We start from the raw sequence: 15,864 nt of genomic DNA on the forward strand, positions 1-15,864 counted from the left end.
CGCCGCGCGGTCGTTGCCGCTATTCGCACTGTCGCGGGTTGCCTGCGTCTGGTCAATTGCGCCGTTGATCGCATCGCCCACGCTGCCCGACAGGCCGAGCGTGAAACCGCTTTGCTTCGTTTCCTGGGTTTCGTCGTGGTGCGAGGTGCTGGTGGCCGCATCGATGATGACATTAGCCGCCGTGCCCGTAACGTTCTGCGCGGCCACGAGATCGCTGCCCGTTACGTGCAGGGTGTTGCCCGCCTGAATCGTGAGGTTGCCGTTCGTGCTGCCCACCAGGCTACCGTTGTTCGTCACGCTGCTGTCGTGCGTCGTCTCCTTCGTGTCGCTGCTGCCGTAGTTGAGGCTAAATCCACCCCCGCTCATCGCGCCGAATCCCGACTTCTTTTCCTCATAGAACGAACTGCTCTGACTCGTATCCTGCGTCGTGGTGATGTTCACATCATGCACGGCGCTAAGGGCGACATCGTTCGTCCCGACGATCGTGCTGCCCGCGACGTTGATATCCTTGCCGCTTGAAATCGACACGCCGTCCGCCGAAATCATGCTGCCCTGCGAAAGCGTCGTGGTCGTATCGCTCGAACTCGATACCTCCTTGCCGCTTACCACGTTGCTATGACTATGCTGCTCCTGCGAATTGTCGACATAGGTTGCGGTGGCCGCGCCGATATTGACGTTGTTCGCTGCCGCAAGCGTCGCCGTCCCCTGGTCGAGGTTGATCGCGCTGCCGGTGACGTTGATATCGTTGCCCGACGCCACGGTGAGCGAGTTACCGGCGTTGAGTGTCGTCGCGCTCAGCGTATCGGCGGACCGGTGCTGCGATTCCGAATAGCTGCCGTGACTGTCGCTGCCCGAACTGTTGCTGTCGACGGTCGAGGTCGTCTTCGCCGCCTGGAGCGTCACGTCGCCATTCGCCGCAATCGTCCCGCCGCCGCCGAGATTGATATTCGCGCCCGTCGCCGTCAGGTTGCCGCCCACGCCGATCTGCGAGACGCCGCCCACGCTGACGGAACTTCCAGTCGTCTGGTTAAGGTTGGTATCCGACACACCGTTCGCGCCCGCGACCACCTTGTGCTCGCCGGTCTGCACCGAGCCGAGATCGTAGTTGCCGCCCACGGCCACGCCGAGGTTGCCGCCCACGTTCAGCCTGCCCGCGTTCTGCTCGAAGTTGCCGCCCGTCACGATCGCGGCGTCGCCCGCCACGTTGAGGTTCGCGATGGGCCCAAGCGTCGTCGTGGTCCGTGTCGCACCCGTCGCGCTAACCTGGTTGACGGTATTCGCCGCCGTATTGAGGATCAGGTCGCCGCCCGCGTTCAGCGCGAGGCTCCCGGCGTTCACGGTGGCCGAGGTCAGGTCGACATTGCCCGTCGTCGCCAGCGACATGAGGCCGCCGCTCTGCAACGTACCGAAAGCGTTGTCGATCTGCTGGCCCTGGATCGAGAGCGTATTGCTTGCCTGTACCGTACCGCTGTTATTGAAGGTCTGCGCGTTCTGCAGATCGATGTCGGTTGCCGCAATCAGCGGTCCGTTCATGTCCTGCTGGCTCGCCTTCGCGAGATAGACGACCGGCACGAGGACGGACTGCCCGTCAACCACCTGGGTCTGCATGATGATCACGTTGCTGGTGAGTGCCGCCACCTGGTCCGGTGACAGGCTCATGCCGAGCGGCAGGTCCAGCGACTGCGCGAGCGATGCGCCCGCCGCCAGCAGCGACTCGTACATCGACTGGACGTCGGTATAGGGACCGAGGACGGCCTTGCCGGTCAGCGAGGTAATCTCGTTCTGCACCAGCTGCTGCTCGTACATGCCGTCGCCGAGGCGCTTTTCGACGCTTTGCGGATTCAGGCCGAGCTGCTTGAGATAGTAGTCGCTTGAGATAAACGATTTCTGGCTGGTAAACGCCGGGTTCGTCTCGATCAGGTACGGCGCGTTCGGCGCGGTATCCGGTCGGAACAGGCCACCCTGGGGAATCGTCAGGTTGCTCAGGACATTGACCGCCGTCGCGCTCGCGATGACGGGATTAACGAGCCCCGACCCACTGTTGACCGAAGCCGCACCGCCCTTCGTACCGCCCGCGCTGCCGCTGACCCCGCCGACGCTCACCCCGCCCAGCGACTGGCCGGGGACAAGACCGAGCGAAGGCACGCCCGCATTGCCGGCTGTATTGTCGATATTGACGCCCGTACCGGAAAGCGTGCCGCCCGCGACGAAGCTCGATTCGTAGCTCGGGAGTGCATAGGTACGGATATCGGCGGGCGCCGCCTGGTAGCCGCCCGGATTGGAACCGACAAACGGCGCATTGCCGAACGGCAAGGTCCAGTCCGCAATGCTATGGTCATAGTTCGTGTAGTGATAGTACCCAGAGTAAGTCACCTGCACCTGAGGGGCGGTCTGCCCCTGCCAGCTATTCTGGTCCAGCGTAATGGGCACGGCAATGTTGCCGACTGCTGCGACCGCGCTCCAGTCGTTCTGGAGCAGGCCCACATGCGACGCATCCAGGTTGCCGCCCGCAATGATCTGCGCCTGCGGGCTGATCGACGCGATCAGGTTCGCGAGCGCCACGCCCGTATAGGTCGTGTACTGGTAGCCGCTGTTCCACTGGCCGCCATGTGGGGGCGTGGGATACGCGCCGCCGATGAGGTTTGGATCGCCTGCGGTGGTCCAGCCGACGTACGGATTTCCCGCGGCGCACGCGGTCATGTCGATGGCGGTGCAGCCGGACATGCTGATGCCGAGCTGTTCCAGCAGCGACGGGTCAACCGGCTGATTCAGGCCGGTCGTCGCCATCGTCGTCCGCGTATTCGTGACCTGATTGGCGTCGAGCGTTATGTCGCCCGCCGATTGAATCAGCGCCGACTGGTTGCGGATGAGATTCGCGTTCGTATAGTTGCCGTTCGCATCCTTGCCGCCCGCCAGCACGACGTTGCCGAGACCATAAATCGCGGTCGTCGCCTGCGTATCGGTCATCGTCGTGTCGTCGCGGTTCTCGATATCGGGCGCGAGCAGTTCGAGCAGGCCGTTGCTGTCCGTCGCACCGATCAGCGCAGTCGGCCCGACATTCGTTATCGATTGCGCTGCGTTGAGCGAAACGCTACCGCCAACTATCGCCCCCGTATTCTCCAGCGTGTTCGAGTGCGTGGTGAGCGTGCCGCCGGCCATCATGACGCCGCTGTTTTCGATATCGCCCGCGTTGATGCCGAGGTTGTTGACCGCCTCCAGCATCGCACCGTTGTTGAACGTGCCGGGCAGGGTAAAGGTCAGGTCGTGACCGGCGCTGAATTGCAGATCCGGGGTGGGCGCGAAGTTGCCCTGAACGTTCACCGCCACGTCGTTGGCGGCGCTGTATGCGCCGCCGCCCGTGAGTGCCGCTGCATTCAGCGTCAGGTCGTGCGTCGCGCCGATCTGCCCGTTCGTATTCGTAATCGCGCCGGTTGTCGTGATGGCAACGTCGCCGGTCGAACCCGCGAAGCTGCCGATCTCGCCGCCGCTGTTGTCGACGGTATCGGCCTGAACCGCGACGCTCGCCCCGCTCACCTGGCCGCCCTGTGTATTGGCAAGCGATGACGTATCGACGGCGACGTTTCCGTTGCCCGTCATGACGCCACCGCTGTTGATGGTCTGCCTGCCGCCCTGGACTGTCGTATTGCCCGTACCGAGGTTACTGACGAGACCGCCCGTGTTGTCGACGGACGCGGCCTGAATCGCAAGCGCGCTCGTATCGGCCGCCGTGCCCGTGCCGGACTGTATCTGTCCGTTCGTATTCGTCAGCACGCCGCCGCTCGCGAGCGACAGGGACGAAAGCGAGCGTATCGCGCCCTGCGAGTTGTTCACATCGCCCGCGATGCTCGCTGCGATGTTCCCTTGCGCGGCGAGTACGCCGCCCGCGTTGTTGAGGCTCCCGGCCTGCGCCGCGATCTGGCCGGCAGTGATGATCTTTCCGCCTACGTTTGATAGGGAGCCCGCACTGTTGCCCGGCGCAATCGTCAGGGTTCCCGTTCCGGCGTCGAGGATCGTACCGCCATCGTTGTTGAGGGTAGCGGGTGCGAGCGTCAGGTCCGTGCTGTTCGTCTGGATCGTCCCGCCGTTCGAGTTGTCTAGCGTATTGCTGACGTTGACGCCCATCGGCGACGCGCCATACTGCGTGATCGTGCCGCCGTGATTGAGGAGATCCGTCGCGCCGAGCGCGAGCTGGTTCGCCTCGATATCGCCGTTGCTGTTGTCGAGCGTGCTACCGGCCGTTACCGAGAGGTTCGGCGCGACAATCGAACCGCCGCTATTCGTCAGCGATCCGCTCTGGATGGTTTCGTTCGAGCCTGCGCCGATCTGGCCGCCATCATTGTTCAGCGTGCCGCTCGCGAGGCTCAGGTCCGCATTCGAAAGCAGCCTGCCGTTCGAGTTGTCGAGCGTGTTTCCGACCGTGGCCGCAAGACCCGTCTGGCCGAGAACCAGACCCGCCGCGTTGCCGAACGCACCGGCCTGGGCGACGACCCGCCCGTTGCTCTGGATGGTGCCGCCCGCGTTCGAGATTGCCCCCGCGCCGTGGCCCGCATCAAGCGTCAGCGTACCGATGCCCGCGTGGGTAATCGTGCCGCCATCGTTGTCGAGGGTGGCGGGCGCAAGCGTCAAATCCGTGCTGTTGGTTTGCAGCGTGCCGCCCGCCGAATTGTCGAGCGTGCCCGATACCGCAACGTTCATCGGCCCGCTGCCCGTCTGCGTAATCGTTCCCGCGTGATTGACGAGGTTTGTCGCGTTGAGCGATACCTGCGCGGCCTGCGTCGTTCCCGCACTGTTGTCGAGCGTTGTCGCGCTCTCCGTCACCGTCTGGCCTGCCGCAATCGACCCGCCGCTATTGGTCAGATGCGAACCGGCATTGACCGTCGTATTGCCTGACGCGCCGAGCGAGCCGCCGCTGTTGTCAACCGATTGCCCGGAAACCTCAAGGTTCGTCTGTGCCGATATCGCGCCCTGGTTGGCAATGCTCCCGCCCTGCACCGCAACAGCACCATTGCCGCCGATGACGCCGCCCTGTGCGCCGGTTGCGGTCGTACCCGCCGCGTTCACAAGCTGGCCCGTCGTCGTGACCGAAAGGCCATCGCCGTTCAGTGACGTAATGCGGCCTGCGGTATTGTCGAGCGACGACCCGGCTACCGACAGACCGGCGGCGCTCTGTATCGTCCCCTGGTTGTTCGCGATGGCGCCGCCGCTGACCTGCATCGTGCCTTGCGAGACAATCGAGCCGCCCTGGTTTGCGATCAGGCCGGACGCCTGCGTCGAGGTCTGCACGACAAGCGGACCTTGCGCCGAAATTTCACCGCCCTGGTTCGACAGGTTGCGCGCGCTGAGCGTTACGACGCCGCCCGTCAGCGAGCCACCGTCGTTGTCGAGCGTCCCCGCTGCGTTCGCTATGACCGAGCCGCCTGCGCTCGTCGTCGCGCCCGCGAGGTTCAGGTCGCCGGCAGTTGCCTTCAGCGATACGTTACCGTTCGTCGCCGTTTCGCTACCCGCGAGATTGATGCCGCTGCCCGAGAGCGTTGCGTTACCGCCCGCCACGTTCTCGCCGGTCGCGTTCAGCTGCCCGGCCGTCGAAACATTGAGGTCGCCCGAGTTACCGACCGAGCCATCGTTATTCACACCAGCGCCGAGCGTGCCGGTCGATGCGACATTGCCCGCGTTGATGGTCAGGCCGTTCTGTGCCGCCAGCGTGCCGCTGTTGGTGAGGGTGCCCGGCGTATTGACCGTGACGAACTGTTGCGCATAGGTCGTACCGCTATTGTCCACGCCGCCCGCCGCGGACACCGACAGGTTGCCGGTCGTGTTCGTGCTGCCGGTGAGAACCAGCTTGCCTGCCGTGGTCAGCGTGAGGTCGCCCGCCTGCGCCGCAATGACGCCCGCATTCGATACGCCTACACCGTTCTCGGTGCCCACCAGCATGATGCGATTCGCGTACATGCCGCCAAGCTGGCTTACGTCGATGGATACGCCTTGTGGCACGCCGTTACCGGCAATAGGCGTTGCCGCGAGCGTATCGTGATCGACCTGGTTTGCACCGGTGACGACATTCAGGGAGTTCGCATAGATTGCCGCGTTCGCCTGCACAGCACGGGCGATCAAGTCCACCTGATCCACGTTGGTCGCGTTCAGTCCCGCACCTTGCACGGTGATATTGCCGCCCGTGACGCTGAACCCCGTCAGGTTGCCGCTCGCATCGAGTAGCGGCGTGCCGGTGGTGAGGATGCCGCGCGTGGTATTGATGAAGCCGCCGCCGTCAACCACGATGCCCGAACCATTGGAAATCACGACTTCGGCTTTACTGCCCGCGACTTCGAGATAGCCGCGCATCTGACTCGGCGAACTGCTACTGACCTGGTTGAGAATGATCCGCGCGGACTGACCCGGCAAGAGATTGGCATTGCCGTTGATCATGCCCGCCTGCTGCGTCTGCACGATGGCGGGCGAGTTGTTCAGGATGACGCCGGGCTTCTGAACGTCGAACTGCGAATACGTATTGACCGAGACACCCGCGCCTGACGGACGGTTAATGTTGACCTGTGGCAGCCCGTTCGCGGTCTGGATCACGGTCGGCGTATGCGCGCCCGCTGCGATCACCTGTGCATCAACCAGCGAAGGCGCTACACCAAACAGCACTAGCACGGCAAAAGCCGCGAGCCGCATCGAAAACAGGGAAATGCATCGCGCCGGATTGTGCCCCGTGGTCTCAGCCGAATCTGTCTTTCCCGATCCGGTGGCGGTTTCTGCGACCGCGACCAGCATGCCCCGGACCCGGCTGTATATCAGCCGGAACGTATTCATATTCATTTTTTGTGACGATTGCTTTTAATCGGCTGGAAAGTATCCCGGGCCGGGCCAGGCAATCGTCAACAAGTGTCAATCCGATGTGGGGAAACGACAGTTATTGAAAAATCGTATTTGTCCGATAGACGTGGTGAGTTGCAAGGCGTGCTCACTAGCCGTAGCAGTTCGGCTATTCAAGCTACAAGATGACGCCCGCATGGAGCGGGCGCAAATGGCGGGAAGTGAATGAACCTTCGAATCTCGCGGCAAGACGCCTCTGCCAGACATCCGTATGCGGTTGCGTCGCGCTGTCGAACCACCAGCGGCTCGTCGCGTTGTTGCCGCCGCTGTCGATATGCAGCATGACCTTGATGCGCTCGTCGACGGATTTGACCGCGTCATGTCCGGCCTTCAACAGCAGCGCGAGATTGTCCAACTGGTCGTACTTGCCGAGCGGCCACAACATGCCGCCGGTGATTTCGTTGCCGATCTGCACCCACTCTGGATAAACACCGTCACGCTTGAGCATCTTCAACACATTCGACGTGTACTCGGCCAACAGCGCGCAGGTCTGCGTGATGTCCTTGCCGGCCCACTCATGCGGCGGATACTGCTTGCCCGGATCGGCCCACCAGTCGCTGTAGTGGAAGTCGATCAGCACGGGCATGCCGAGCGCGGCCGCGCGGCGCGCCAGCACTCGCGCATGTTCGGCATTGTTATAGCCGGCTGCGGGACTTTGATCGGCCGGGAAATAGTTCGGATTGCCAGGATCATTCCAGACCTTGATACGAATCGAGTCGACACCGTGGCGCTTCAGAATCCGCAGACAGTCGAGCTGCTCGCCATGCTCGTAAAACTTCGCGCCGTTCGATCGCACCATTCCTCGTCAACGGCAAGGCGGGGATGATGCTGATGGGCACGCTGTTCCGTTTCGGCGACGAAGCCGAGGCGATCCGCCTCGCCAACGACACGCCGTTCGGCCTCGCCGCTTACTTCTACACGCAGGACGTGCGGCGTATCGACCGTGTGGCCGGACAACTCGAAGCGGGCGTGATCGGCATCAACGAGGGGGCGGTGTCGAGCGAAGCGGCGCCGTTCGGCGCTCAGCCGCTGAACGCGCCGCTTCATGGTCCGAACGCGACGGTAGCCGTTCAACCGTTACGTCTTCCGCAACGCAGCCTGATGTGCCTTCACAAGATCGGCCATGCTGTTGAAGCGGAAGTCGATCTTCGGCTGCGAGCCCGGATCCATCGTCGCGCCGAAGCCCTGCTTCGCGTGCCGGCGATAAATCCAGCACGACGCCAGACCGAACTCGTTCGCGGGCTTGTGATCGTGGAACAGGCTCTCGGCCGTGTGCAAAATCTTTTCTTTGCCGATGCCCCGCTCGCCGAGCTTTTCCAGCATGTACTCGAAATTGCGCGGCGACGGCTTGTATGAACCGACGTCTTCGGCCGTGATGATCGCGTCGAATTCGACCTGCAGTTTCGCGTTGCTGTAGGTGAAGCTCTCGTTGTCGACATTCGACAGAATGACGAGCTTGTAGTGCTGTTTCAGGTAGCGCAACGCCGCGGCCGAATCGTCGAATGCCGGCCAGTTCTGGATCGACTTGCCATACGCGATGCAGTCGGCGAGCGTGCACGGCACCCGCCATTCTTCGGCGAGACGCTTGTAGACGATCGGCAGCAATTCCTGATAACGCCGGTGAGGCGTGTACTTCTGCTGCGACGACTCATGCCGCGCATGCGCTTCGAGCACCTGGTCGCGCGTGAGCGGCGGCTCGACGCGTTCCAGCAGCGGCCGCAAGCCTTCGAAGATGCCGGTCTCCCAGTCGATCAACGTGCCATAGCAGTCGAAGGTCAGTGTATCGAAGTCAGTCAATTGCATATGGGTTTCCTCACCAGATTTGCGGACTTACAAGCGATAAAACGCAGCGGTGTTGTCGTGAAAGAGCGCAAGCCGCTCACCCGGCGCAGCGCACAGGCGTCGCGCCAAAGCAGATGTGGCCATATGACCTCACGTGCGATTGATCCGCAAGCGTAACGGCCGTCACTAGCCATGGGAATGAATCGATTTCGATAAACATATCTCGCCCAGGTATTAGGCCCGCGGTTCCGTTCACCTGTTTCCATTCAACGGTTCATGAATTCTCAAGCTCCGCAAACAGCCAATCCTGAAAGCTGCGCAGCTTCGGCAAGTCAGCACGCGACTTCAACAGATTCAGCGTATAGCCGTGCACGTTGAGTCCATCCAGTCCGAGCGGCGCAACCAGCCGCCCCGTTTCCAGTTCACGCTGCGCCAGCAGCAGACTCTCGAGGCACACGCCAAGGCCGTCGACCGCCGCGCTCAGCGCCATGAACGAACGGTCGAAGCGCGGCCCGCGCCCGATATCGAGCCGTGTCTTGCGATGCAGGCGCATCCAGTCACGCCAGCCAACCAGACAGCCCTCGCTGTGAATCAGCGGATGGTGCTGCAGATCCGCGACGCTGCGCAGCGGATAGTCGCCGGCCATCAGCGCCGGTGAGCACAGCGGCACGATTGTCTCCGACGGCAATTCCAGCACCATCGTGCCGGCCGGTTGCAGTTTGCGCGGACCGTAGCGGATGTCAATATCGACCGCCCCCGCGATCAGGTCCGCCGCCTCCGACGACGCATTCAAACGCACGTCGATATCCGGATGCGCCGCGCTGAAACGGGCAATGCGCGGCATCAGCCACTGCGTCGCAAAGCTCGGCGTGCAATGGATCGTGAGGATGTCGCTCTTCGCGACGCGGCCGATCTCGCGAGTGGCTGCATCGATGCGCGCGAACGCCGAGGTGATTTCCTCTGCGTATTGCCGCCCCGAGTCCGTCAGCAGCACCGTGCGATGCAGTCGATGGAACAGACGAATGTTCAATTGCTCTTCGAGCAACTTGATTTGATGGCTGATCGCCGACGGTGTCACGAACAGTTCTTCTGCTGCGAGCGCAAACGAAGACAGCCGCGCGGCGGCTTCGAATGCCTGTATCGACTTGAGAGTGACGCGATTGTGCATGGCAGCATCAACGTGAATTCAATTCATCCATCGACTATCTTAATTCGTTTGAGCGCGTGCGGCCGTGAGTTTACGCTTGAGTCACTGGCCGCGATGTCGATGCGGTCCCTGCAAAGAGACTCATGAGGAGACAAACAGTGAACATTAGCGAAACCGCGCCGCATGCCGAACTCGCGGAGCACGCCTATCAGATTCGCCGCAACGCGTTGCGTATGGGCGAGGTGCAGGGGCAAGGCTATATCGGCCAGGCGCTCGACATCGCCGACGTGCTGGCGGTCGCCTACTTCCGCGCGATGCGCTATCGCGCCGACGATCCCGACTGGGAGGGCCGCGATCGCTTCCTGCTATCGAACGGCCACTACGCGATCGCGCTGTACGCGGCGCTGATCGAGGCCGGCATCATCGCCGACGAAGAACTGGAGACCTACGGCAGCGACGACAGCCGTCTGCCGATGTCCGGCATGGCGAGCTACACGCCCGGCATGGAGATGTCCGGCGGCTCGCTCGGGCAAGGACTGACGATCGCGGTCGGCCGCTGCCTCGGGTTGAAGCGCAAAGGCTCGGACGCACGCGTCTACACGCTGTTCTCCGACGGCGAACTCGACGAAGGCGCGGTGTGGGAAGGCTTGATGTCTGCCGCGCACTGGCAACTGGACAACCTGATCGCGATGGTCGACGTCAACAATCAGCAGGCCGACGGGCCGTCGTCGAAAGTGATGGCGTTCGAGCCGCTGGTCGAGAAGCTGCAGGCGTTCGGCTGGTTCGTGCAGCGCGTGGACGGCAACGATCTCGCGGCGGTGGCCGCCGCGTTCGACGCGGCGCGCACGCATCCTGAAGCGCAACCACGGATCATCGTCTGCGATACGCGCATGGGTTGCGGCGTGCCGTTCCTCGAAGCGCGCGAGAAGAATCACTTTATCCGCGTCGATGCGCACGAGTGGCAACTCGCGCTGCAGGCGCTCGAAGCCGGGAGAAACGTATGAGCGCCGCCGCACTGAAACCGCGTCTGAAAACCTCGGCGATGATCGCGTCGATTGCCGGCGAAGGGCAGATCACCCGCTCGGCTCCATTCGGTCACGCACTGGTCGAACTGGCGCGCAACCGGCCCGAGGTGGTCGGCATGACCGCCGATCTCGGCAAATACACCGACCTGCATCTGTTCGCGAAGGAATACCCCGAGCGCTACTACCAGATGGGGATGGCCGAGCAACTGCTGATGGGCGCGGCCGCCGGCATCGCGCACGAAGGCGCGCAACCGTTCGTCACCACCTACGCGGTGTTCGCCGCGCGGCGCGCGTATGACTTCATCCATCAGGCGATTGCCGAGGACAACCTCGACGTCAAGATCGTCTGCGCGTTGCCGGGTCTCACCACCGGCTACGGTCCGAGCCACCAGGCGGCGGAGGACCTCGCGCTGTTTCGCGCGATGCCGAACCTCACGGTGATCGATCCGTGCGATGCGCTCGAAATCGCACAGATGGTGCCGGCGATCGCCGATCATCGCGGCCCTGTCTACGCCCGGCTATTGCGCGGCAACGTGCCGGTCGTGCTCGACGAATACGACTACCAGTTCGAACTCGGCAAAGCGAAGCTGCTGCGCGACGGCGCCGAAGTGCTGATCATCTCGTCCGGAATCATGACGATGCGCGCGCTCGAAACCGCCAGGGCGCTCGCCGCCGACCGCGTCGACGTGGGTGTGCTGCATGTGCCGACCATCAAGCCGCTCGACACCGTCACGCTGCTGCGTGAAGCGCGCCGCACGGGGCGTCTCGTGATCGTCGCGGAGAACCATACGGTGATCGGCGGGCTTGGCGAAGCGGTGGCCGCCGTGCTGCTGGCCAACGGCGTCACGCCGCCGTTCCGCCAGATCGGCCTGCCCGATGCGTTTCTTGACGCGGGCGCACTGCCGACGCTGCACGACCGCTATGGCATTTCGACCGACGCGATGTGCGACACGATCAAAGGCTGGCTGCGTTGAGGAGCGGTACGCATCCGTCCGTATAGCAGCCACGCATAGTCACCGATAACCAGACCCGTAGCAACGCATAACCACCCCATTCAGGAGATCCGCATCATGTCAGAGTCACGTCTTCTCGACGGCAAGGTCGCCGTTATTTCCGGCGGCGCGTCGCCGCGCGGCATCGGCATGGCGACCGCCCGCAAGTTCGCGGCACACGGCGCACGCATCGCCATTTTCGATCTCGACGAAAATGCCGCCGTGGAAGCCGCCGCGTCGATCGGCCCGGAGCATCGCGGCTATGCGTGCAACGTCACCGATCGCGGCGCGTGCCAGGCCGCCGTCGAGCGGACCATCGCCGATCTCGGTTCGATCGATATCCTGATCAATAACGCTGGCATCACGCAGCCGGCCAAATTTCTCGAGATCGATCCGCAAAGCTGGGACCGGATTCTCGACGTCAACCTGCGTGGCGTGTTGTACCTGTCGCAAGCGGTCGTCCCGCAGATGAAAAAACAGAAGAGCGGGTCGATCGGCTGCATGTCGTCGGTATCGGCGCAGCGCGGCGGCGGCATTCTCGGCGGCCCGCACTACTCGGCGGCCAAAGCCGGCGTGCTGGGTCTCGCGAAAGCGATGGCGCGCGAACTCGGCAATGACGGCATCCGCGTGAACTGCGTGACGCCCGGCCTGATCCAGACCGACATCAACGCGGGCAAGATCAGCGACGACAAACGCGGCGAGATTCTCGCCGGCATTCCGCTCAATCGTCTGGGCGTGCCCGACGATGTGGCCGGCGCATTCCTGTTCCTCGCGTCGGAGTTGTCGTCGTATATCACGGGCGCGGTGATCGACGTGAACGGCGGTATGCTGATTCACGGCTAAAACGCTCCGGCAGGACGAGCCGTCTGGCGGGAGGCCGGCGGCGGCGATGGAGACCCGGCACGCAGCAGAGAACAAACGGGCGCGGCGCGCAACACGTGCAGCCGCCGCGCTGCGAGATTCGACAACCATAACGACACGCCATATTGGAGGAAGACACCATGACTACCCGTTCGAACGCCCCGAAGGGCATCAGCCGCCGCGACTTTCTGAAAGCCGGCGCGACCTTGTCCGCCGCCGCGCCGTTATGGAGCGTCTCGCGGCGCGCGCTGGCGGCGCCCGAGTTTTCGTACAAACTCGCCACCGGCCAGGACCCGACTCATCCAGTCAACATCCGCGCACAAGAGGCGATCAATCACATTCGTGAAGCGACCAACGGCCGCCTCGATATCAAGCTGTTTCCGCAGAACCAGCTCGGCTCCGACACCGACCTGCTCTCGCAGGTGCGCAACGGCGGCGTGGAGTTCTTCAATCAGGCGTCGTCGATTCTGGCGACGCTCACGCCCGCTGCGGGCATCGTCAACACAGGCTTCGCGTTCAAGGACTACGACGCGGTCTGGACGGCGATGGACGGCGACCTCGGCAACTACATCCGCGCACAGATCGCCAAGTCGGGCATCGTGTCGGTCAGCAAGGTCTGGGACAACGGCTTCCGCCAGATCAGTTCATCGACGCGCGCGCTGCGTGCGCCGGCCGACCTGAAAGGCTTCAAGATCCGCGTGCCGCAAGCGCCGATGCTGACCTCGCTGTTCAAGGCGCTCGAAGCGGGCCCCGCGCCGATCAATTTCAACGAACTGTATTCGGCGTTGCAGACCGGCGTGGTCGAAGGCCAGGAGAATCCGCTGCCGATCATCGCCACCGCCAAGCTCTACGAAGTGCAGAAGTACATCAGCCTCACGTCGCACGTGTGGGACGGTTACTGGATTCTAGGCAACCGCGCCGCGTGGGAACGCTTGCCGGCGGACCTTCGCGCTATCGTCACGCGTGAATTCGAAAAGGCCGCGATGCTGCAACGCGCGGATATCGCGAAGCTGAGCAACTCGCTGCGCGACCAGTTGAAAACGAAGGGCATCACCTTCATCGACGTCGATCGCGAAGCGTTCCGCGGCGCGCTGGCCAAGACGAGCTTCTATCGCGACTGGCGGGGCAAATACGGCGAGGAGGCATGGGGCCTGCTGGAGAAGTCCGTCGGAAAACTGGGGTAATGCGATGATCACGATCTCCTATTCGCACGAGGCGCAGCATCGGTTCGCCTGCGCGCTCGATTCCGCGCTCGGGCATCTGGTGGAGATTCCCGCCGCGTTGCTGGTGCTGGCGGAAATCTTCGTGCTGCTGGCCGGCGTGACGAGCCGCTACATTCTCCACTCGCCGCTCGTCTGGTCCGACGAACTCGCGTCGATGCTGTTCCTGTGGCTCGCGATGCTCGGCGCGGTAATCGCGTTGCGGCGCGGCGAGCACATGCGGATGACGGCGCTGGTCGGCATGGCGCCGCCGGGCGTGCGCGCCTTTCTCGACGTGGTGGCGATCGCCGCGCCGATCGCGTTTCTCGCGATGGTGATCGGCCCCGCCATCAGCTTCGCGCAGGACGAGTCGTTCATCACCACGCCCGCGCTCGAACTGTCGAATTCGTGGCGCGCGGCCGCGTTGCCGATCGGCTCGGCGCTGATGCTGCTGGTCGCCGTGGTACGGCTCGCGCGCATGGGCGACTGGCGCCTCGTGCTGGGCGCGGTCGCCACAGTCGGCGCGCTGGTCGGCATCTTTATCGCGCTCGGGCCAGTGTTGCGCGATCTCGGCAATATCAATCTGCTGATCTTTTTCGTCGGGCTGGTGGCGCTCGGCGTATTGAGCGGCGTGCCCATCGCGTTTTCGTTCGGACTCGCGACTTTCGGCTACCTCGCGCTGACCACCAATACGCCGATGCCGGTCGTGGTCGGCCGCATGGACGAAGGCATGTCGCATCTGATCCTGCTCTCAGTGCCGCTCTTCGTGTTTCTCGGCCAGTTGATCGAGATGACCGGCATGGCCACGGCGATGATCGCGTTCCTCGCGAGTCTGCTGGGCCATGTGCGCGGCGGTCTGTCGTATGTGCTGGTCGGCGCGATGTATCTGGTGTCCGGCATCTCGGGATCGAAAGCCGCGGACATGGCGGCGGTCGCGCCGGTGCTGTTTCCGGAGATGAAAGCGCGCGGCGCGAAACCCGGCGATCTGGTCGCGCTGCTCGCGGCGACCGGTGCGCAGACCGAGACGATTCCGCCCAGCCTCGTGCTGATCACGCTCGGCTCGGTCACCGGCGTGTCGATCTCGGCGCTCTTCACGGGCGGCATGCTGCCGGGGATCGTGCTGGCGATCACGCTGTGCATCGTGGTGCAGTGGCGCTACCGGCGCGATGACTTGTCGAGCGTCAAGCGCGCGAGCCGTGGCGAGATTCTGCGCAAGCTGTTGATCGCGTTCCCGGCACTCGCGCTACCGTTCGTGATTCGCGCGGCGGTGGTCGAAGGCATCGCGACCGCCACCGAAGTCTCCACCATCGGCATCGCCTATGCAGTGGTGGCGAGCCTGCTGATCTATCGCCGTTTCGAGTGGAAGCGGCTCAAGCCGATGCTGATCGATACCGCGACGCTGTCCGGCGCGATCCTGCTGATCATCGGCGCGGCGACCGCGATGGCGTGGGCGTTGACGCAGTCCGGCTTCTCGGGCCAGCTCGCGCAAACCTTGGGTGGTTTGCCGGGCGGCGCGGCGATGTTCATGGCGGCGTCGATCTGCGTGTTCGTGATTCTCGGCAGCGTGCTCGAAGGCATTCCGGCGATCGTGCTGTTCGGCCCGCTGATGTTCCCGATCGCACGGGCGATGCACATCCACGACGTGCACTACGCGATGGTCGTGATTCTGTCGATGGGCGTGGGTCTGTTCGCGCCGCCGTTCGGCGTCGGCTACTACTCCGCTTGCGCGGTGAGCCGCATCCATCCCGACGAAGGCATGAAGCCGATTCTCGGCTACATCGCCGCATTGATGGTCGGACTGATTATCGTGGCCGCCGTGCCGTGGATTTCGACCGGCTTCCTGCGTTGAGCCGCTGACGCGCGAAGCGGCCAGAGTCTGCGATGCGGCCGTTCTCGCGCGACGTTCTTGCCGCCCGTCCCATTTGTCCGATTGCCGCCGCCCGCTTTGCCGGGCGGCGTAGAGGAGCCTTTTGCCATGTCCGCCA

The 15,864-nt window shown here is 63.6% G+C and carries 8 protein-coding genes and 2 pseudogenes; 6 read left to right on the plus strand and 4 right to left on the minus strand.

From position 1 onward, the window contains the following. Window positions 1-6,816, minus strand: a 6,816-nt coding sequence (locus HV744_RS32820; RefSeq protein WP_175153472.1) for a two-partner secretion domain-containing protein, incomplete at its 3' end; no start/stop codon positions are given. A gap of 274 nt (window positions 6,817-7,090) precedes the next feature. Next, a pseudogene (locus HV744_RS32825) lies at window positions 7,091-7,630 on the minus strand (glycosyl hydrolase 53 family protein); the annotation flags it as partial. An 83-nt stretch (window positions 7,631-7,713) separates the two neighbouring features. On the opposite strand from HV744_RS32825, the pseudogene HV744_RS32830 reads away from it, so the two are divergent. Next, a pseudogene (locus HV744_RS32830) lies at window positions 7,714-7,893 on the plus strand (aldehyde dehydrogenase family protein); the annotation flags it as partial. A gap of 57 nt (window positions 7,894-7,950) precedes the next feature. Here HV744_RS32830 and HV744_RS32835 read toward each other — a convergent pair. Continuing rightward, window positions 7,951-8,676: a haloacid dehalogenase type II gene (locus HV744_RS32835; protein ID WP_175153473.1), complete on the minus strand. Its 726-nt coding sequence runs from the start codon at window positions 8,674-8,676 to the stop codon at window positions 7,951-7,953. Between the two features lie 253 nt (window positions 8,677-8,929). Beyond that, complete coding sequence (gene gcvA / locus HV744_RS32840) at window positions 8,930-9,823, minus strand: transcriptional regulator GcvA (protein WP_175153474.1); 894 nt, start codon at window positions 9,821-9,823, stop codon at window positions 8,930-8,932. A 122-nt stretch (window positions 9,824-9,945) separates the two neighbouring features. Between gcvA and HV744_RS32845 the strand changes: the two genes are divergently transcribed. The 5 genes from HV744_RS32845 to HV744_RS32865 all read left to right on the plus strand — a co-directional run bounded on the left by HV744_RS32845 (window position 9,946) and on the right by HV744_RS32865 (window position 15,728). Then, entirely contained in the window at window positions 9,946-10,806 is an 861-nt protein-coding gene (locus HV744_RS32845; protein ID WP_175153475.1) for a transketolase, read from the plus strand. Then, entirely contained in the window at window positions 10,803-11,801 is a 999-nt protein-coding gene (locus tag HV744_RS32850) for a transketolase family protein (RefSeq protein ID WP_175153476.1), read from the plus strand. Before HV744_RS32845 ends, HV744_RS32850 begins: the two co-directional genes overlap by 4 nt. 96 nt (window positions 11,802-11,897) lie before the next feature. Next, the gene (locus HV744_RS32855) at window positions 11,898-12,662 is read left to right on the plus strand and encodes an SDR family NAD(P)-dependent oxidoreductase (RefSeq protein ID WP_175153477.1); all 765 of its coding nucleotides are present in this window, start codon (window positions 11,898-11,900) and stop codon (window positions 12,660-12,662) included. Window positions 12,663-12,820: 158 nt separating this feature from the next. Next, window positions 12,821-13,864, plus strand: coding sequence for a TRAP transporter substrate-binding protein (locus tag HV744_RS32860; protein ID WP_175153478.1), 1,044 nt, complete (start codon window positions 12,821-12,823; stop codon window positions 13,862-13,864). 4 nt (window positions 13,865-13,868) lie between these two features. Beyond that, entirely contained in the window at window positions 13,869-15,728 is a 1,860-nt protein-coding gene (locus HV744_RS32865) for a TRAP transporter large permease (RefSeq protein ID WP_175153479.1), read from the plus strand. Window positions 15,729-15,864: the final 136 nt, after the last annotated feature.

It is taken from the genome of Paraburkholderia ultramafica (assembly GCF_902859915.1).
Lineage (GTDB): Bacteria > Pseudomonadota > Gammaproteobacteria > Burkholderiales > Burkholderiaceae > Paraburkholderia > Paraburkholderia ultramafica.

Excerpts from the sequence above, each read along its gene's own strand:
- HV744_RS32835 (WP_175153473.1), bottom strand. The coding sequence starts at position 8,676 with ATGCAATTGACTGACTTCGATACACTGACCTTCGACTGCTATGGCACG.
- gcvA (WP_175153474.1), bottom strand. The coding sequence starts at position 9,823 with ATGCACAATCGCGTCACTCTCAAGTCGATACAGGCATTCGAAGCCGCC.
- HV744_RS32845 (WP_175153475.1), top strand. The coding sequence starts at position 9,946 with ATGAGGAGACAAACAGTGAACATTAGCGAAACCGCGCCGCATGCCGAA.
- HV744_RS32850 (WP_175153476.1), top strand. The coding sequence starts at position 10,803 with ATGAGCGCCGCCGCACTGAAACCGCGTCTGAAAACCTCGGCGATGATC.
- HV744_RS32855 (WP_175153477.1), top strand. The coding sequence starts at position 11,898 with ATGTCAGAGTCACGTCTTCTCGACGGCAAGGTCGCCGTTATTTCCGGC.
- HV744_RS32860 (WP_175153478.1), top strand. The coding sequence starts at position 12,821 with ATGACTACCCGTTCGAACGCCCCGAAGGGCATCAGCCGCCGCGACTTT.
- HV744_RS32865 (WP_175153479.1), top strand. The coding sequence starts at position 13,869 with ATGATCACGATCTCCTATTCGCACGAGGCGCAGCATCGGTTCGCCTGC.